At 33.7% G+C, this 19,632-nt stretch carries 20 protein-coding genes; 11 read left to right on the top strand and 9 right to left on the bottom strand.

The window, feature by feature from the left end; translation table 11 throughout:
* Positions 1 to 32: 32 nt before the first annotated feature.
* The 3 genes from thiI to HMPREF3029_RS03080 are packed head-to-tail and all read right to left on the bottom strand — an operon-like array spanning position 33 to position 4,090.
* Entirely contained in the window at positions 33 to 1,229 is a 1,197-nt protein-coding gene (gene thiI / locus HMPREF3029_RS03090; RefSeq protein ID WP_070709701.1) for a tRNA uracil 4-sulfurtransferase ThiI, read from the bottom strand.
* Entirely contained in the window at positions 1,219 to 2,346 is a 1,128-nt protein-coding gene (locus HMPREF3029_RS03085) for a cysteine desulfurase family protein (protein WP_070456809.1), read from the bottom strand. The genes thiI and HMPREF3029_RS03085 overlap by 11 nt, the downstream gene beginning before the upstream one ends.
* 49 nt (positions 2,347 to 2,395) lie before the next feature.
* On the bottom strand, positions 2,396 to 4,090 hold the full coding sequence (locus HMPREF3029_RS03080; RefSeq protein ID WP_070709697.1) for a septation ring formation regulator EzrA: 1,695 nt from the start codon (positions 4,088 to 4,090) through the stop codon (positions 2,396 to 2,398).
* A gap of 109 nt (positions 4,091 to 4,199) precedes the next feature.
* Here HMPREF3029_RS03080 and HMPREF3029_RS03075 point away from each other — a divergent pair, with 109 nt between their 5' ends.
* The 4 genes from HMPREF3029_RS03075 (at position 4,200) to HMPREF3029_RS03060 (ending at position 6,622) form a co-directional block, all read left to right on the top strand.
* The gene (locus HMPREF3029_RS03075) at positions 4,200 to 4,670 is read left to right on the top strand and encodes a GAF domain-containing protein (protein WP_070622800.1); all 471 of its coding nucleotides are present in this window, start codon (positions 4,200 to 4,202) and stop codon (positions 4,668 to 4,670) included.
* A gap of 225 nt (positions 4,671 to 4,895) precedes the next feature.
* Complete coding sequence (gene rpsD / locus HMPREF3029_RS03070) at positions 4,896 to 5,498, top strand: 30S ribosomal protein S4 (protein WP_068129271.1); 603 nt, start codon at positions 4,896 to 4,898, stop codon at positions 5,496 to 5,498.
* A gap of 63 nt (positions 5,499 to 5,561) precedes the next feature.
* On the top strand, positions 5,562 to 6,119 hold the full coding sequence (locus HMPREF3029_RS03065) for a DUF5067 domain-containing protein (protein ID WP_070709694.1): 558 nt from the start codon (positions 5,562 to 5,564) through the stop codon (positions 6,117 to 6,119).
* A 155-nt stretch (positions 6,120 to 6,274) separates the two neighbouring features.
* Complete coding sequence (locus tag HMPREF3029_RS03060; RefSeq protein WP_068128943.1) at positions 6,275 to 6,622, top strand: zinc ribbon domain-containing protein YjdM; 348 nt, start codon at positions 6,275 to 6,277, stop codon at positions 6,620 to 6,622.
* A gap of 46 nt (positions 6,623 to 6,668) precedes the next feature.
* Here HMPREF3029_RS03060 and HMPREF3029_RS03055 read toward each other — a convergent pair whose 3' ends face one another.
* A complete protein-coding gene (locus HMPREF3029_RS03055; protein ID WP_070456823.1) occupies positions 6,669 to 7,034 on the bottom strand; it encodes a DoxX family protein in 366 nt (121 codons plus the stop codon).
* A 50-nt stretch (positions 7,035 to 7,084) separates the two neighbouring features.
* On the opposite strand from HMPREF3029_RS03055, the gene HMPREF3029_RS03050 reads away from it, so the two are divergent.
* The 5 genes from HMPREF3029_RS03050 (at position 7,085) to HMPREF3029_RS09355 (ending at position 10,756) form a co-directional block, all read left to right on the top strand.
* Entirely contained in the window at positions 7,085 to 7,522 is a 438-nt protein-coding gene (locus HMPREF3029_RS03050; protein ID WP_070709691.1) for an SACOL1771 family peroxiredoxin, read from the top strand.
* A 59-nt stretch (positions 7,523 to 7,581) separates the two neighbouring features.
* On the top strand, positions 7,582 to 8,121 hold the full coding sequence (locus HMPREF3029_RS03045) for a hypothetical protein (RefSeq protein WP_070709688.1): 540 nt from the start codon (positions 7,582 to 7,584) through the stop codon (positions 8,119 to 8,121).
* Between the two features lie 695 nt (positions 8,122 to 8,816).
* Positions 8,817 to 9,923: an ABC transporter permease gene (locus HMPREF3029_RS03035; RefSeq protein WP_210400776.1), complete on the top strand. Its 1,107-nt coding sequence runs from the start codon at positions 8,817 to 8,819 to the stop codon at positions 9,921 to 9,923.
* Positions 9,920 to 10,582 carry an ABC transporter ATP-binding protein gene (locus HMPREF3029_RS03030; protein ID WP_070456837.1) on the top strand — a complete coding sequence of 221 codons (663 nt, stop codon included), beginning with the start codon at positions 9,920 to 9,922 and terminating at the stop codon, positions 10,580 to 10,582. The genes HMPREF3029_RS03035 and HMPREF3029_RS03030 overlap by 4 nt, the downstream gene beginning before the upstream one ends.
* A 3-nt stretch (positions 10,583 to 10,585) precedes the next feature.
* Positions 10,586 to 10,756: a hypothetical protein gene (locus HMPREF3029_RS09355; RefSeq protein ID WP_168161300.1), complete on the top strand. Its 171-nt coding sequence runs from the start codon at positions 10,586 to 10,588 to the stop codon at positions 10,754 to 10,756.
* Between the two features lie 24 nt (positions 10,757 to 10,780).
* Here the strand turns inward: HMPREF3029_RS09355 and HMPREF3029_RS03025 are convergent, their stop codons facing one another.
* From HMPREF3029_RS03025 to HMPREF3029_RS03015, 3 genes are read right to left on the bottom strand one after another with little or no spacing between them, the layout of a single operon-like run.
* Complete coding sequence (locus HMPREF3029_RS03025) at positions 10,781 to 11,404, bottom strand: hypothetical protein (protein ID WP_070622809.1); 624 nt, start codon at positions 11,402 to 11,404, stop codon at positions 10,781 to 10,783.
* Positions 11,405 to 11,415: 11 nt separating this feature from the next.
* Positions 11,416 to 11,703, bottom strand: coding sequence for a hypothetical protein (locus HMPREF3029_RS09550; RefSeq protein ID WP_070709679.1), 288 nt, complete (start codon positions 11,701 to 11,703; stop codon positions 11,416 to 11,418).
* A gap of 1 nt (position 11,704) precedes the next feature.
* Positions 11,705 to 12,844, bottom strand: coding sequence for an MFS transporter (locus HMPREF3029_RS03015; RefSeq protein WP_070709676.1), 1,140 nt, complete (start codon positions 12,842 to 12,844; stop codon positions 11,705 to 11,707).
* A gap of 168 nt (positions 12,845 to 13,012) precedes the next feature.
* Here HMPREF3029_RS03015 and HMPREF3029_RS03010 point away from each other — a divergent pair, with 168 nt between their 5' ends.
* Positions 13,013 to 14,353 (top strand): YjiH family protein, encoded by a 1,341-nt coding sequence (locus HMPREF3029_RS03010; protein WP_070456844.1) that lies wholly within the window; start codon positions 13,013 to 13,015, stop codon positions 14,351 to 14,353.
* A 19-nt stretch (positions 14,354 to 14,372) separates the two neighbouring features.
* On the opposite strand, the gene HMPREF3029_RS03005 is transcribed toward HMPREF3029_RS03010, so the two are convergent.
* Positions 14,373 to 15,404, bottom strand: coding sequence for a cytochrome P450 (locus HMPREF3029_RS03005; protein WP_070709673.1), 1,032 nt, complete (start codon positions 15,402 to 15,404; stop codon positions 14,373 to 14,375).
* A gap of 1 nt (position 15,405) precedes the next feature.
* Positions 15,406 to 16,674, bottom strand: coding sequence for a tyrosine--tRNA ligase (gene tyrS / locus HMPREF3029_RS03000; protein WP_068130932.1), 1,269 nt, complete (start codon positions 16,672 to 16,674; stop codon positions 15,406 to 15,408).
* Positions 16,675 to 16,983: 309 nt separating this feature from the next.
* Between tyrS and HMPREF3029_RS02995 the strand changes: the two genes are divergently transcribed.
* Positions 16,984 to 19,548, top strand: a complete 2,565-nt coding sequence (locus HMPREF3029_RS02995; protein WP_070709671.1) for a transglycosylase domain-containing protein — start codon at positions 16,984 to 16,986, stop codon at positions 19,546 to 19,548.
* Positions 19,549 to 19,632 lie beyond the last annotated feature (84 nt).

Here is a 19,632-nt window from a genome sequence, read left to right as displayed (position 1 = left end):
AATATCTGTATGAGTTAGTATAACACAGTGGATTACAGTAAATCCTCAAATTCTGTAGATTCTTGTTCGTTTTTTGATGTGTATGTTGTGATTTGATTTAACGCATCTTCGATGAGTGGTTCAAAGTCGACATTAGATTCATATTTTATGACCGTATCTAGATTGGGTGATGTCTTTGGTTGTTTTGGTTTAAAAATAGTACAACAATCTTCAAACGGTAATATTGAAGTTTCATACGTGCCGTAATTCACTGCTTTTTGTATTATTTCATTCTTTTCATATGTGAGTAATGGTCGTAGTACTGGGAAATTTGTCACTGCATTAATCGTATTCATACTCGTTAATGTTTGCGATGCAACTTGTCCAATATTCTCTCCATTTACGACCGCTTCCGCACCGATTTTACGTGCGAGACGTTCTGCGATGATTAACATAATACGTCGCGTTGTCGTCATCGAATATCCATCAGGTATTTTATCGTAAATAGTCGTTTGAATATTTGTAAATGGTACGATATGCATTTTAATATCGACACCGGTTTTATCGGCCAAAATATCTACAAGTGTTTTTACCTTTTCTAACGACTGCTCACTCGTATACGGTGGAGAGAAAAAGTGAATTGCTTCAATTTCAACACCTCTACGCATAATCTCAAATCCAGCGACTGGGCTATCGATTCCACCAGAAAGCATTAAAACAGTTTTACCACCTGTTCCAAGTGGTAATCCACCGACCCCGTCATACACTTCACTGTACATATAAATTCCGTCATAACGAATTTCTATCATAATCGTATGATCTGGATGATTTATATTCACTGGTCGATTTGTTTCTTTTACGACGTGACCACCGATTAACTGCTGAATTTCATGTGTCTTTAAATGGTACGCTTTGTCGATACGTTTTACTTCAACTTTAAATGTATCGTCCTCTTTAAATGTTGACTCTAATAGTAATGCATTTTCTTTCATCGCTTCATCCGTTTTTTCAAGACGAATAATTGGCGACATGCTTAATATTCCGTTCACGTGTTTTAATCGATTGATGACTTCATATGCATCTTCATTTTCTAGATCGATGTACATTCTATCTCTATTCGCACGGATAACGATGTCAAGCCCTTCTAAAGCACGTTCGATTTGCGACACTAATTTACCGATAAACATCTTTCTATTTTTCTTTTTTAACGTAAGTTCGCCGTAACGAACAAGTAGTAAATCATATTTCAACGATGACATCTCCTAATTCTTTATATATTTCATCAAATACTTTTATAAACGTATCTATTTCACTTTCAGTCGTATACTGTCCCATCGTAAGACGGATACTTCCTTCAATCACACGTAACGGATTTCCCATCGCGATGAGTGTTTCGTTCGGTGCGTTACGTTGTGACGCACATGCACTCGTTGTAGATACATAAATATCACGTTTACTTAGTGCGTTCACAATGACTTCACCTTTAGCACCTGTAATCGACAGGTTAATATAATGTGGTACATGTTTAGGCTGGATATATACCCCTTCATATTGTCGAAGCGCCTCACGTATTTTATCGTTAAACGAATTCAACTTATTATACGTATCTTCCATCGTTTCAAAAGATAAACGTAGTGCTTTCGCAGTAGACGCGATACCAGGTAAGTTTACCGTACCACTTCTCACGTTATATTCATGTCCGCCACCGTACATCACTGGATTTAACTGCGCAATATTTTTAACAAATAATCCACCTACACCTTTAACGCCATAAAACTTATGCGCTGAAAACGACACAGCATCCACCCCGCGATAATCGATATTTACCTTACCGACAGCTTGGGTTGCATCGACATGTAAAAATGCTCTGTTATATTGCTTGATGACGTCAACAATTTTCTCGATCGGTTGAATACTCCCGATAATATTGTTAACTGCAATAACCGATACAAAGATTACATCATCCGACATCTTTTCTTGTAAATCTTTGATATCAATGATTCCCTCCGGTGTCGTATCAATAAATACTAATTCGATCCCATCAATATGTCTCAGTACTTCGATAACACTCGGATGTTCAAGTTCTGAAACGAGCACCGTTCGACCGAATTGTTTTTTCTTTTTAATGACGCTTTGAATCACGATGTTATTACTTTCTGTGGCTCCAGAAGTAAATAGTAAGTCGTAATCATTTAATTTAAATAGTTGCTTGATCTGTGTTCTAGAAGCTTCAAGAAGCTTTCTCGCTTCTTGTCCACCTTTACTTAAACTTGCTGTATTATAAAAATATTTTCGATTTACCGTGTCATACGTCTGTAAGACGTCGTCTAATGGACATGTCGTTGCTGCGTTGTCAAAATAAATCATTGTTTCCTTCACCTACCATAAAAAAGACTTAGGAATGCTCCTAAGTCTCTCATCTGTTTTCATATGAGTCGATGATACGCTTTACTGCATCTTCATCAACTTCTCGTAATGCATGTTCTGCAATTTGAAGTGCACGTTTATATCTATTTTCATTGAATAAACGCGTCGCTTCTTCAATTTCACCATCTAATGTACTGTTATCTTTACGATAACGGTTTGCGTATTGAATAATTAACTCAGACAGTTCAGAGTCGTGAATGACTTCATACGCTTCTTGCTCGAAGTTGTTTAATAAAATAACTGCTTTATCGACTTTTTCTTTAATATAACGAACATTTAACGGACGACGTTCAAGATATCTATCGATTTCTTTCACTTCGTTATCGAGTTCATGCTTCATAACGATAAACTGCTCTGGAATTCTCACAAGGTTTGACGTCGTTAATCTATGCATGACTTCTTCTTTTTTGTCATCGATTAAGTTCGTATTATCGATTGCTTCCTCTTCATCGTATTTTAACGACTGTAAGTAATCTAGTACATCTTCTTGCTTGTCATTAATATCTTCAATCGTATGATCGATGTGTTCTAAGTTATCGATAATCTGACTATAGCGCGTCGTATTTTTATTAACTTCAGACTCAATATCTGCATACATCGTAACGAGATCTTCGATTTCGTATTCATATTTATGAATTGTTTGAATTTCTCTATCATTAATATAATATGCATCTTTAATAAAGTTAATTTCAGTACGTAATGACATGTTTGTGTCTTTCGCTTTAAACAGCATATCACTCACTTTGTCACGTAAATCATCGAACTTAATTTTCGCTTCGACTTCGTGTTCAATTAAGTCATACATATCATCGAGTTCGCTGTGAATACGTTCTAAATCTTCTTCCGCTTCTTCTAATTCTAATTTTGCAATTTTAGGCTCGATTAAATTTAATTCTGTACGTAAGCGTGATAGCGTCGTATCGACTTTGATATGCTCTAAATCATATCCGTCTAATCTTAACTCTCTACAACCATAACGGACTTCTTGAAATTGTGTTGGTAAGTCTTTTTGAACTTCTTTAATAAGCGCAGGGATTTTCTCCATACTCTCTTTTAAATTCGTAAGTTCTTCGTGAATTTCTACGATATGATCGTGTGCGTTATTGTAATTCCCCTCATCGATGAGTGTGTTGTACTTCTCTAGTTCTGGTTCATATGAGTTGATTAACGATTCTAATGGTTTTCTCGAGTCACCGAATTTATGGCCATCTGCTAAAACGTCACGGTTTTCTTCTCTTTGAAGCGTAACCGACTCTTCATATAACTCTTTGCTCTCATCATTTTGTTTCATAAAGTCGTTAATTTCAACTGTTAACGCATCATATGTAGTCTCGATATTACCGATATGTTGAACGGCATTATCTTCGTTCTTTTTACTATCACTAAATTTAAATTTCTTTAAATTTTCATTTGCAGCTTTAAAATTGCTTTCTGCATGCGTCTTATTGTTGGATAACGCATCTTTCCATCTCTCATCCAAGTGTTCGTATAATTCTTTTGCCTCTCCATGTAGATTGTATGTTTTTAATTTTTCTAAATCTAAATGAAATGGTAATTGAATTACATCTTGTAATCGTGCTTCTTCTTTCTGTACTTCTTCAAGTTTTGATTTTCTTAAAAACAACAGTAATCCGATTACTATAATAACAAGGATAATCAGTCCAATTAAAATGTAAACCCACATACAATTACCCTCCTCAACTTATTATCAATTATAGACTAATTCTTTGAAAGAAAAAACAATAAACAGTATAATTTTTAAAAATGTAACAGTTACTTTAGGAGGATATACAATGTTTGATGATATTCAGCTTAAAAACTATTCAGAACTACACGGAGCACTCGATGCATTACTTGAGGAAAACTTAAACATAACTGCTAATTTGGCAAATGCTTCTGCACTACTTAACCACTTTCTAAAAGATATTAACTGGGTCGGGTTTTATTTATACGATGAAGAATTAGAAAAACTCGTCCTTGGTCCGTTCCAAGGAAAACCTGCATGTACGACTATTGAAGTTGGTAAAGGTGTTTGTGGAACTGCTTATAGAGGTAACGACGTATTTATCGTTGATAACGTCGAAGAATTCCCAGGCCATATCGCGTGTGACGCTCGTAGTAAATCAGAAATCGTATTACCGATCTATAAAGACGATAAAGGAATCGGAGTGTTAGATATCGATGCACCGATTTATGAACGATTCGATGAAGAAGACCGCGTTGGTTTAATCGAAGTCGTAGAGATAATTAAAAAGTATTTATAATCGATAAACTGTTGACAAAACGTAGAGATTCAAGTAATATAATAAATTGTGTAAATGAACAATATAAGTAGCAGGTATTTATTCTATGACCTTATGTGATTAGCGGTTGCGATGTGTTGTGTAACCAATGCTATGAGGCGAAGACACTTTGAATCACATACCCATAGAAGTAACTACCCCTTATGATGTTATTTGCATAAATATATCATTAAGGAGGAGTCACTAATGGCTCGTTATACAGGATCGACTTGGAAAAAGTCACGTCGCCTAGGTATTTCATTATCAGGCACAGGTAAAGAATTAGAAAAGCGTCCATACGCTCCAGGTCAACATGGACCAAACCAAAGAGTTAAACTCTCAGAATACGGTTTACAATTAAAAGAGAAGCAAAAGCTTCGTTACATGCATGGAATTAACGAACGTCAATTCCGTACATTATTCGATCGTGCAGGTAAAATGCCTGGAATTCACGGTGAAAACTTCATGATCTTACTTGCTTCACGTTTAGACAACGTAGTATTACGTTTAGGTTTAGCTAAAACACAACGTCAAGCACGTCAATTAGTAAACCACGGACACATCACTGTTAACGGTAAAGTATTAGACATCCCGTCTTACCAGCTTTCACCAGGTGAAACAGTTGCTGTACGTGAAAAATCACAAAAATTAAACATCATCGAAGAAGCTATCGAATTCAACAACTTTGTTCCTGAATATCTAAACTTCGATGCTGACAAATTAGAAGGTACATTCGTACGTCAACCAGAACGTAGCGAATTATCAGCTGAAATTAACGAACAATTAATCGTTGAGTACTATTCAAGATAATAATTACCAGCCTCCAAAACGTCTGTTTTTGGAGGCTTTTTTACAACTTTATTAGGAGAAACTATGAAGAAAGTATATTTTACAATTGCGTTGCCTGTTCTATTTTTACTTACGGGTTGTTCAAATGAACCAGTAGAACATTCTCAGAATTCCGATGTTAGTGAAATGAGATCTTCTGTTGCCAGAGAGGAAGTCACAGATGGAAAACAATATTTGGAGAATAAGACTGCATATTTAAGAGATGTTAATGTAACAATTCTTGAATCCGAAGTAATTCCAATGGGCACATATGAATATCAAGAAAATGCTCAACTTGTTATTACATACGAAGTAAAAAATAAAACAAATGAAGATATTAATCCTCTATATGGATATATGATCGCTTTTGATGCTTTTCAAGAAGAGGAAAATGCATTAAAGCGCTTAGATGTCGGCCCTACTCCATATATGAATAAATATGACTGGGCACTAGAAACTCAGTTAGACATTATTAAAAAAGATGGTTCTTTAAAAAACATAATTGCGTATGACTTAAGAGACACAGAGACACCAGTTACTTTAATTGCTTCTGACGATGTTTCAGGAGATTATCTCGGTGAAATAATCATACATGTAAAATAAAATTTTAGGTTCTAAACTATATCTCTATCTAATGAGATCAATGTGCATTTCTTGTCATCCTACTCGTCACAACTATGTAAAATAAATAAATATTAAGTATAATAAAAAGGAATAGATATTATATTTAGAGAAAATATTATTTAGGAGGCTTTTTAATGAGTACAACATTACCTGCTTGTCCAAGTTGTAATCAGGAGTATACATATGAGGATGGTCAATTGTATATTTGTCCAATGTGTGGTCATGAATGGACGAAGGATTCTCAACTTGAGCTTGAGGAATCTCAACTCGTTCGTGATGCTCATGGAACGATTTTAAACGATGGTGATTCGATCACAGTTATTAAGGACCTAAAAGTTAAAGGTTCTTCTGATTCGATTAAAAAAGGAACAAATGTTAAAAGTATTAGACTAATAGAACCTGAAGACGGACATGATATTGAATGTAAGATTCCGGGCTTTGGTCAGATGAAGTTAAAATCAGAATTTGTAAAGAAGATATAGTATAAAAGCCACTAAGATAGTCAATACTATCTTAGTGGTCTTATTCTTATCTTCTACCTAATTTTAATGCTCCGATGATTAGTGGAATTTGAAGTGGAAGGCGTCCGTATAGTACGTATGGATTTGCTTCAGTACCTGGTTTAAATGGAATTTTCTTTAAAGCCATATAAACATTTGCTGGAAATACTGCAATCATAAATAATGCGATAAGCTTTCCGTATATGTTATTTTTACTTTTCACCCATAATAAAACCGAAAATAGTATTTCTAATACACCAGTAAATTTTACGATAAACGTCTTACAAGGTAATACTGATGGGACGATTCTTCTAAATCCTTCTAAATTAATAAAGTGTAATACTCCTGCACCCATTAATAAAATTGAGTATAATATTCTAAACGTTACTTTCATATAAAAACTTCCTTTCACTAATATAATAAAATAAATTTAAAGGTGATTCTATGATTATGCATGATTTTACAGTTCAAACACTTTGGAATAATAGAAGAAATTCTACAGGAGAATTTAAAGCGGATCATTTAAATGGAAATATTTCAATACCAAGTTCACTTGGTGGGCCTGGTAATGCTTCAAATCCAGATGAGTTGTTAGTTGCGGCCGCTTCAAGTTGCTATATTATTAGTCTGTCTGCAGCGTTAGAGCGTGCGAGATTTACTGACGTTACGATTGAACTAACATCTATCGGTACCGCTTCTTTAAGTGATGATGGACAATTTAAAATGGAAAAAATTACGCATCGCCCGACTATTTCAGTGAATGAAACTGATAAACTTCATAAACGAATCGATCGTTTAATTGAAATCGCAGATCGAAATTGTATGGTGTCTAAAGCAATACGAGGTAATGTTGAAATTATTATTGAACCAATCATTAATTAACGTTGCGGTTTCTAAATACTTCAACTAAAATTTAACTAATACTCTTTTTAGGTGATGTTATGAACACGTACTTAATATTATCGATTATATTTGCTTTAATCACACTGTACTTTTTTACGATAACTGTAAAAAAGTCACTCCATGAGCGTACTGCGATGTGGGCAGGATTTACAGTAGTTAGTTTAGTAATTACAACAATCGTTATCGGGTTATATCAACAAGAGCGGTTATATTATAATCCAAAAGAAATTCCAGATAACGTGATGAGTCAACAAATACAAGACGTAGTACATGCATATAATTTACAAGATGACTATTATGAAGCGGATATCCCGAAGTTTAAAAAAGGAGAATATCGTGCAAATACGCCTTTGAAGTTCTCTAACTACAAAGTGACGAACATTGTGAAAAAACCAAGAGGACAATATATTACGATTGAAAAGGACAATAATTCCGTCGTAATTTATGACCCAGTAGGAAAAAGAAACATTAAACTCGAACAACAATACACATTTATTGGATCACCAAGTTTGTCGTATCCATTCGTAGTAAAACTACATTACAATAAAGAAGAAAATTCAAAGTTTAAACTTTTTTAACACTCTCAAAATGCTATGAGAGTGTTTTTTTATAATTTATTTATATTTTATTAGCTTTTCTAAAGGAAACTAATTATAATCTAATTAATATATATAAGTTATATTGTATATATTAATTAGAAAGGAGGAATTTATCAAATGAATTTGAGCCTATTTCGTAAAAATGAAATGATTTATTTTTTTATAATGTATCTAATATGTTACATCATAAATATTTCTCTTTTAAAAATTGATTATATATTAATTGATGAAAATGAAATATTTCGTGGTTTCGCTGATCTATTTATAATATTAAGAATACCAATATCAATAATTTTTTCTTTCGTGATAGTGCTATTACATTATCAATTTTTTGTAAAAAAGAAAGTGGAAATAGTCTCAAGATTTATAGTCGGTGACACGATGCAAAATATAAGGAAAAGATTTTTATACTGTCATTCAATATTGTTAGTGGCAAGTACACTAATATCTTTTACAATCAGCTTAGTGATTGGTATCAACATCTCAGAATCGTTATATTTATTCTTACTATTTAGTATATACATATTAATCTCTTTACTAGGGGTGAAGTTTAATTGAAAAGGTTTATTTTCTTTGTGGATGAAATATTTATCAAGCGTCCCTTACTATTTTCGGTAATATTTATGTTGTTCCTTCTTTTGAATTCGTTTACATATTTTAGTATTAGTACTTTGATGCATGCGGAACGCGGTTCAGAAGTTTTAAATCGCCTCTCTAACAACGATGTATACATAAGTAATGTGAAAGGTGAAAATGTCCATAATATAGCTCCTATTCCTGAAGAAAGCGCGCAAGATTTTTATAAATATCTTATAGAAAATTATAAATTCGGAGTTAAACATGAAGGCTCCTCTGTCCTAGGTATCAAGAATGATCATAATCTTCATAATGTTCATGTGATGTATTACGATGAAAATTACTATAACGCTTATCAATTTAAAATACAAAAAGGTGACGATTTATATTTTGACTTTAATCCAAAAGTAGATCCTATCCCTATATTAATTGGAGAAGGTTTATCTAAAACGTATAATATTGGGGATGTCATTGAAATACCATATACATTTACTGTAGACCCTGTAAAGTATATTGTGACTGGATTTTTAGAGCGCGACAGTAGAGTTTCCAACATGTATTTACCAATTACTCGCCAATATCTTAACTATTCTATTATTATACCAATAAATGATGAGATGTTGACGAGTGCAACTAGAGACATAACGATGAACGGTATTCATGATTTACTTATCTTTACGGATTCTGAAGAAGATATAAAAGCTGTTCAAGAAAAAATGAAAAATAGATTTGGAGTCCCCTTTTATTTTTATACACCTGAAGAAAACATTGATGAAGTTAATCAATATTTAAAAATCGGATTCACAATACAATTAGTCATATTTGCAATATTATTCATATTACTCACAGTATTAATATACTGGAACGCATCTATCGCAAGTCGCTTACTGAAAAAGATATTCGCTGTTAACTTTATCGTTGGACTAAGTTATAAAGAACTGAGAATCATTTTAAATACGTTCTTTATTGTGTTACTTAGTCTGAATACTATCGCATTAATTGTCGCATTAAAGCTAGTAAGCTATGAGTCATATGTCATGAAAATAGATAGCAGTATGGTTTTTGGATATTTTGGTATCTTGCCTGAGAGTTGGTTAATCATTGGTGGGATATTTATATCGAACTTACTTATATCATTTGTGTTAACAGAAATTATGGTTTATAAATTCAAAAAAATTCCATTTACTTTGGGGGTGTTCGAATGAGTCAAGTGATTGATTTAAGTTTAAAAAGAAAGATGTTTAAAAACAAAAAGACATCTATACTAAATGACTTTTCTCTTACAGTGAATGAAGGCGAAAAGGTCGCAATTATGGGTAAATCTGGTGTCGGTAAAACTTCCCTCTTAAATATTTTAGGGCTAGTAGATAACGAGTATGAAGGTTCTTTAAAACTGTTCAATGAAACAGTCGATAGTTTTTCAGAATCTAAAAAAGCAGCGTTGAGAAATGAAAATATCGGCTTTGTACTCCAAGAGTCATCGTTAATCGAATCGTTAAAAGTTGAAAAAAATATTAAACTCCCCCTACTATATGCGTCTAAAGAGAGACGTGTTAAAGCGGAACAATATTTCGACAAGATTTCTGATGAAATTGGTATTACGAGTGTACTCGATCACCTACCTTCTGAGTGTTCAGGTGGACAAAAAGCACGTGTCGCATTTTTACGTGGAATTATTATGAAGCCTGATATTATTTTATCCGATGAACCGACTGCATTTTTAGATGAAAAAAATAAAAATATTATATTAGATGTATTATTTGATTTAAATAAGCAGTATAACACGACACTGATCACAGTTACACACGATGAAGAAGTCGCTCTTCGTCACGACAGAGTGATATATATAGAAAATGAGGTGTAGATTATGTTTCTACCTATGGTTTTTGCTTTCCTATTTGGTATATTTTTAATCGTGTATGGCTTAGCAATGTTACGAAAAAACAAACTCGGATTCGTCATTTTGTTTATAGGATTAGTACTATTCATATGTGCACTGTATCTTTTCTGGCCAAAGCCAGTCGATGTTATAATGTAAAATGAGAGTCACTCAACGTGACTCTCATTTTTTGTAATACGTAATATATTCGTCTTCAAATTTTACACCGATATAATCTTTACCATATTGTAACATCCAATCGATATCGTCGTATTTTATTTTAATTGGTTCACCATGATATGTTAGTTCCTTTTCTAAATCTAGAAAAAGGATATGTCTTCGTTTATTACCATATTTGATTTTCGTATTCACGATTTTTAACCCTAAATTTAACGTGTTTTTTAAACTCGCTAAGTTCTTTGGCATCACTGTACCGATTAAATATTTAAACCGTTTATCTTCTCTTAACTTCTCTAACAATACGCGTCCCATTTTTAGCTGTAAATTATATCCTCTTAGTGATTCATCGATAAATGTTATTTCTGAATATATCGTATCTTCTTGACTAACACCAGCGTCGTCAGCTAAATGATCCGCTTCACCTACTTTAGGTATATAAAATGCACGGAGTGCTTTTAGTTCATCATTTATAAATACTCCAACGCTGTAATCATTGCTTAGAATTTCTAACATTAAATCTCGTGGTATCGTTTCAAGCATTTCTTTATCTTCTAAATTATCGTACACTTCTTGCTGAAGTTTTAAGACGTCATCGATATGATGCTCTGTTACTTTAACTATTTCCATATGATTCACCTTCAGTTATTAAATAAATAGTTGTTTAAAAATTCGAGTGATTCGATTGGTTGACCTGTAATATATACGTAAATGTAATACAAAATGAATCCGCAGATGATCAATATAAAGAGCACTGCAAAGATTTTTATAAATCTAAATATAATTTTATAGATTACCATTAGAATTACTAAAAATATAAATATATAAATGAGGTTTGTAATTGTAAATTCTATATTATATATGTCTGTCGCATTAATTACGAAAGTCAGTAATAACGACAATAAGATGAGTACAAATATACGTTTCAAATTATTCACTTCTTTCAACTAGTGTCAGCTGTGATGCAATGAATACGCCGACAACTAAAAATATTGCACTTATATATGGTAAATGTAACGGAGCGATTCGGTCAATAAATATCCCACCAATAACCGCACCAAGTCCTATCCCTAAGTTTAAACTCGACATATTCCAGCTAAAGACTTTCGCTGCACTTCCTTTTACACTACTTACTAGTCCGGATTGAATCATTGGAGATGTACTCCATTCAAACACGTTAAATAAGTAAAACACGATATAAAATAGAACAGGGATACTAAAAGTAAATGGAATCGCAATTGTCATCATTAAAAATAATACGATCATCGCCATCATCGCATATTTAATTGGAAATTTATCGACTAACATTCCTCCGAGATATGTCCCAGACATACCGCCTAACCCTGCTATAAATAAGGCCAGTGATACTTGATTCAGCGTGAATCCGTTACTCGTTAATAGAGGAGAAATATATCCAATAATAATAAAGTTCGCAGTGAGTATAAGTAGCGTAATCGTAATGTATAGTACGACGTTTTTTTTATGCGTGATGATGTTTTTATCTTCTGTCGTAGTCGTATACGTAATATTCGGTGTTTTCGTTAATACGAGAATTGCTGTAATAATCGTGAGTACAATGATGATGAAAAACACTTCTCGCCAACCAAATATATTTCCTATTAAAGTACTTATTGGAATTCCAAATACATTTGCTGCGCTAAACCCCATATATACAAATGCGATCGTCTTTCCTCTTTTATGTGCTTCAGATAATAATGACGTTAAGTCTAAGATCTTAACGATTAAAACCGATGCCCCCATCGCCGTCACTACACGTCCGATTGCGAGCATCGTAAACGAATGACTGAGCATAAATATCACATTTCCGAATAGGAATATTAAAAATGCATAAATAAGCGTCTTCTTCTGACTGAATTTGTCTGTCAGTTGTATTAATACGGGTCCAAAAATCGCAAAAGATACAGCATACACTGTAATCAACTGTCCAGTTAAACCATAACTTATATGTAGCTCGGTACTAATCATTTCAGTAAGTCCTGAAATAATGAGTTCCATTATTCCGAGTAAAAATATCGTAAACATAAATATAGTGATGAGTAATCTATTCATTAAATCACCATTTCTAAAAATCTTATATCAATATAACACGAATTACTATTCTATATAAGCAAAGAATCGTATATAATAATGTAAGCGATTTAAAAATAAAAATATATGATATGAACTTTATTTTTAGTTAATATTGTGTATAATTATTAGAGTGAAGAGGTGTTTTATATGTATTCAGTTAAGAACAATTTAAAATTCATTCTCCCATCTTTAATTGGTATTTTTATATTCATCTTTCCAATTAAAAATGAGGCTGGGGAAATTACCGTACCCGTTGCATATATTGCAAACAAAATTTTAGAATTCATCGGATTATTCGGTGAGAATGCGATCAGTTATATCGTCGCATCGATTATGGTAATATCCGCCCTACTTTCTTTATTATTTACATACGTCGTTAAATCTGACAATGCATTGTTAAACCAATTGTTTAAGCAATCAATAGGATGGATCATCGTCCGTGTATTAGGTGCTGTATTTGGTGTATTCGTACTTTTCAACATTGGACCGATTCAAATCACGTCTGAAGATACAGGTGGAACTGTATTTTATGACTTATTACCGACATTATTTGCGGTATTTTTAATCGCTGGATTTTTACTTCCGTTACTTTTAAACTACGGTTTACTAGAGTTTGTCGGAACATTATTTAGAAAGTTTATGCGCCCTGTATTCACTTTACCTGGACGCTCTACAGTTGATAACCTAGCATCTTGGGTTGGAGACGGTACAATCGGGGTTTTATTAACGAGTAAACAATATGAAGCAGGATTTTATACGAAACGTGAAGCAACAGTCATTGCGACGATGTTCTCTGTCGTATCGATTACGTTTACGATCGTTATATTAGATTATCTAAACATGCTGAACTATTTCGTTCCGTTTTATGCGACTGTAATATTCTCAGGAATCGTATGTGCGGTTGTATTACCACGTATCCCGCCTCTATCTAAAATTGATGATACTTATTATGTAGAAAACAATGAGTATAGTGAACATATACCTGAAGGTGAAACGAGTTTTTCTTGGGGGTATAAACAAGCATTAGAAAAAGCAGAAGGTGCAGATGGAGCATTAGGCGTCGTAAAAGATGGCTATAAAACAGTTCTCGATATGTGGATCGCTGTATTACCTGTTGTAATGGCGGTCGGTACACTCGGTACAGTACTTGCGGAATTTACACCTATATTTAGTATTATCGGTGCACCGTTCGTACCGATTTTAGAAACGATTGGTATTCCAGATGCAAAAGCTGTATCTGAAACGCTATTTATCGGATTTACAGATATGTTTTTACCAACATTAGTAATCGGTAGTGAAGTTTCAGAAATGGCAAGATTTATTGTCGGTGCGTTAAGTATTACGCAGCTTCTATACTTATCAGAAGTTGGTGGAGTTATTTTAGGATCTAAAATTCCACTTGGCGTTGGAAAAATGTTTGTCATTTTCTTAATGCGTACTGCAATTTCACTTCCAATCATCATCGCAGTTGCATTACTTTTATTCTAAACATAAAGAGACTTCCAAACTATGGAAGTCTCTTTTCTATATCTAAAATTGTAAGTTCATTAAAACTAAACGTTCTCGACCATTTATATTCTTTAATTGTATAGTCCTTCAAAACGTCTAACTGTTTATAAAGTCTTTCTAAACCGAGCGTCACAATTACTACACCAAGACAATAATGAATCCCGTGACCAAATGTCAGACCATAACGATTCATATCTGTATTTATGTTTTGAATCATCAGTAATACGTGCTGGTCTTCTTTTATTATGACATCGTGATACTTCGTATCGTTTACACACACTCTACGAATGTACGGAAACGGTGGATATTCTCTTAATACGTCTTTTACTTTAAAGGTCATGTCTTTATTATTTAACGTACGATATATAAGTGCATTCACACTACTTAAAAACGGTCGGTGTCCGTCGATAATCATATTTAATAATATATCTATGACTTCCATTGTTTGTCCCGCTTCTTCAAGCAATTTCGATACAAAACCATTTGGATCGAGTTTCTTTTTATTTATAAGATCGATTAAGTAGTTACGTGTTTTATGAATCGATTTTACAATCTCGTCCCCATCTTGATTATCCAACATAATATAATCGATTAACGGAACGCCTATATCGAGTAGATTTTTATAATCCATTTTTGATATGCCGTAAAACCTTGGTAAATAACTATATAAAAATGGAACGGATATATCATTAACTACATTAATCTGTTCTTTTGTTAAAGATAAATGACTCGCGTCGACACTTGATTTTGATAGTCGAGCGATCGACTGATTTAACGCACGTTGTACCGAACGCTTCATATTTGTGTGATCGATACCTTCTTTTTGATACATCAGCCAGTGATTATAAAATTCTTTCATAACATCTTTATTATATTGTGATGTATGAATCGATTCTATTTGCTTACTTTTTCTAAACGCAGTAAATGACGGATTTTTTAAAATATCTTTGGCAATTACTGCATCGTTTATAATCCATGCGTTTAACTCATGATCAAAATATATGTCTTCTTTTCGATGATTATGTTTCATATTACTCAAAGTATACGACTGTATACTTTTTCTTACCGCGTCTAAATACGATTAAATCCCCTTCTAAAAAGTCTTTAGAAGTCACTGTGTAATCCACGTCTTGTTCACGCTCACCATTTATATAAATTGCACCGTTTTTAATATCCTCACGTGCCTGGCGACGGCTCGGTGAAATTTTAGCGTCGACGAGTAAATTCACAAGTGGATGTTCCGTGTTTTCTACTGTCGCTTGCGGTGCGTTTTTCATCGCGTCTTTTAGTTCTTTACCAGATAACTCTTTAATGTTTCCACTAAATAACGCTTCAGTGATACGTAACGCTTCTTCTAATGCTGCTTCATCGTGAATAATTTTGATCATCTCTTCAGCGAGTGCACGCTGTGCTTTACGTAAATGAGGTTCAGTTTTAACACTCTCTTCAAGCGCTTCGATTTCTTCTTTTGATAAGAATGTAAATACTTTTAAGAAATGAATGACATCTTCATCATTTTGGTTAAACCAGAACTGATAAAATTCATAAGGTGACGTTTTTTCAGCATCTAGCCAGATGTTTCCACCTTCAGATTTACCAAACTTAGAACCATCAGATTTTGTCACTAACGGGATCGTTAAACCTTCAGCATCCGTAATGCCTTCAATACGACGCATTAAGTCAATACCTGAAACGATATTCCCCCACTGGTCAGAGCCACCGACTTGGATTTTAACGTTATACGTTTGTCTTAAATGTAAAAAGTCGATTGCTTGAATTATGTTGTACGTAAACTCCGTAAAAGAAATTCCCGTTTCTAAACGTGACTGAATCGCATCTTTAGCGAGTAAGTAGTTGACACCAACGTGCTTACCGTAATCTCTTAAGAAAGAAATTAAACTAATATCCTTTAACCAGTCGTAGTTGTTTACTAAAATTGCATCTGTTTCTTTACCACTATCAAAATTAAAAATACGACACAGTTGCGCTTCAATACCTGCGATGTTTTTGTTTAAATCATCTTCAGAAATTAAATCACGTTCTGATGCTTTAAAAGATGGGTCTCCAACGCGACCTGTTCCTCCACCGACGAGTACGACTGGGCGATGTCCATATTGCTGAAATCTTTTTAATACTAAAAATGGTACTAAATGCCCAATGTGTAAACTATCTGCTGTTGGATCCGTTCCACAGTATAATGAAACTGTTTCGTTTTCTACTAACTTTTCAATGTTTTCTTCATTTGTCACTTGGTATAATAACCCACGCCATTTTAAATCTTGAATTAATTCACTCATTATATTCTCTCCTTTGTATATAAAAAAACACCCATACATCACTGTATGGGTGCTGAACACGGTACCACCATAAATTTTACTCTAATAGATGAAGCTCTCGCTTTGAAATATTTACGTAAGTGTATTCGTTTTAAGTCACTGATGTGTTCTCACCACCCACACATTCTCTGAACAGCTCTCTTAAAATTACTTCTCTTACATTTCAATATATAAAGTTTTGTTACTAAATATTATAATATCAATGATTAAATAATACAATCCTTGTTAAGTATATGTCAAATTATGATATAATTCTGTCAACAGGAGGTCGTAATGAAAAAGAATAATTTTGTTAATCGCTTTAAGCAATTATTTACACGTCAAGATAAAACACACAATAAAATACAAGGTGATTCATTTAAATCACGTATTAAAAATATATCACGTCGTTTTAAAGAAACTAAACATCCGCTTAGTTTCTTGTTTAATACGACATACGATACAGTGTGGAATGTTTTACTATTTACGATACTCTCATTATCACTACTAGGAATCTTGTTATTTAGTGTAGGGCTTGGATATTTTGCAGCTCTTGTAAATAACGGTGATGATTATACGAACGAAGAAATCGAAGTTAAACTAAAAGACGTTACTGAAAGTACAAATGTATCATTTGCATCTGGTGAAAACCTCGGTACGTTAAAGTCCGATTTAATTAGAGAGTCGATTAAATTTGAAGATATTCCTGAAAATGTCATCGATGCGTTAATCGTAACAGAAGATGAGAACTTTTATGAGCATAACGGTGTCGTACCGAAAGCATTCATTCGTGCTTCTTTACAAGAAGTTATTTCGAGTGGTGAAGGTACAGGTGGTAGTACACTCACTCAGCAACTTGTTAAAAACCAGTTACTGACTAATGATCCGACGTTTAAACGTAAAGCATCTGAGCTACTTCTCGCATTTAAAGTTGAAGATTTACTTACAAAAGATGAAATCTTAACTTCATATTTAAATGCCGTTTCATTTGGCCGTAACGCAAATGGTCAAAACATCGCTGGTTTAAAAAGTGCAGCAGAGGGGATTTTTGGTAAACATCCTGAAGATTTAAACTTAGCTGAAGCTGCTTTTATTGCTGGTTTACCACAAAACCCTTATGCATATACACCGTTTAATGTGGACGGTTCGTTAAAGCCAGAAGATGAACGTGAACTTGGTAAAAATCGTCAAGAACATGTTTTAAATCGTATGTTTACTGAAGGAAAAATAACTGAAGAAGAATATAACGAAGCAATTGAATACGACTTATATGAAAATATGACAAGTTCAGTTGAAATTCCAAACCAAAAATATCCATTCTTAACTGAAGAAATTGAACGTCGTGCAGTCGGTGTATTAAAATATATCCTCGCAGAAGCGGATGGTATTTCTAAAGAAGATTTAAATATCACACCACTCTTAAATCAAGAGTACACACAAAAAGCTAACGATGCGTTAAGAAATAACGGATATCACATAGAAACAACAATCGACAAAAAAATATACGACACGATGCAAGATGTTAAAAACAATCAATTCTACTATTACGGTGACCGTAGTTCGTTAGATGCTATCGATATTAGTAACAACGATAAAGAAAAGATGTTAAAACACGAAGTCGGTGCGATGCTTAAAAATAACAAAACCGGTGCAATTTTAGGTTTTATCGGTGGACGTGATTTTAAATCATCTGAAAACAACCACGCGACACAAACATCACGCATGTCCGGGTCTACGATGAAACCACTCGCGGTTTACGGTCCAGGTGTCGATAAGGGACTTATCGCACCAGACACGGTTATTCTTGATAAATCGTTCTCGATTTATAATCCTGAAGCAGGCACAAGTTATTCACCACAAAACTATGACCAAAAAGACTTTGGTTTACTATCAGTGAAAAATGCACTTGCGAACTCGTACAACTTATCAACATTACGTCTATGGGCGGAAGTTCGTAAATATAACCCGAGAGAATATCTTGAAAACATGGGATTAAATATGCCAGACTCACTATTTGATTACAATAACATCGGTATCCCTTCACTACCTCTTGGAGTGAACAACATGACTGTAGAAGATGGAGTAAATGCATTTTCTAGTTTTGGTAATAACGGAGTGATGACGGATAGTTATATGATTGAAAAAATTACAGATCCAACAGGAAAAGTGATTTACGAACACGAAACAGTCAGTCACGACGTATGGAAAGAATCTACTGCATATTTAGTCACAGACATGTTAAAAGAAGTATTTAGAACAGGTTCTGCATATCATATTAGTAGTTATTATAATCAGATATCATCAACATATGACTGGGCAACAAAAACAGGAACATCTGAGCAATTTATCGATACGTGGATGATTGCTTACAATCCAGAAGTTACACTCGGTATATGGATGGGTTACGACAGTAATATCCCACAAGTTTACAGTACAGCAGATGATGGACACCTACCAGTTTATAATTGGCAAATGTTATCAAGTGCTCTACAAAATGTAGACAGTGAAAAAATGGGTGCTGGGAAAAAATTCAGTCGACCAAGTTCTGTTTATGAAGACACGTTTTGTGGAATGCTTATGCAAAAAGGAAACTGCGGTGAGGATAAACAAGTCACAGGGCTCGTTGCTGATCATACACAGTTTTCTACGAAATCTGGCTTAAATGATCAAAGTGTTTTAAACCGTAACGGTGCAGACTTCGATTACCAATTATCAGCTAGCGATTTACGCGGCACAGTAAGAGGAACAAACGACAATTATTACCGTATTGGCTCTGCGCCTAAAAGAATTAAAGAGGCACTTAAAAAAGGAAAAGACGATAAAGAAGACGACGAAGATGATGACAACGATGATGAATAAATAAATTATCCTCCAAGAATAATCTTGGAGGATTTTTTTGATTCAAAAAAAGACGTGTACATTAGTACACGTCTCAGGCTGTAG

Source organism: Nosocomiicoccus sp. HMSC059G07, assembly GCF_001815515.1.
GTDB lineage: Bacteria > Bacillota > Bacilli > Staphylococcales > Salinicoccaceae > Nosocomiicoccus > Nosocomiicoccus ampullae_A.
Note: the sequence above shows the minus strand (reverse complement) of the source record. Positions and strands in the feature narration are given on the sequence as shown.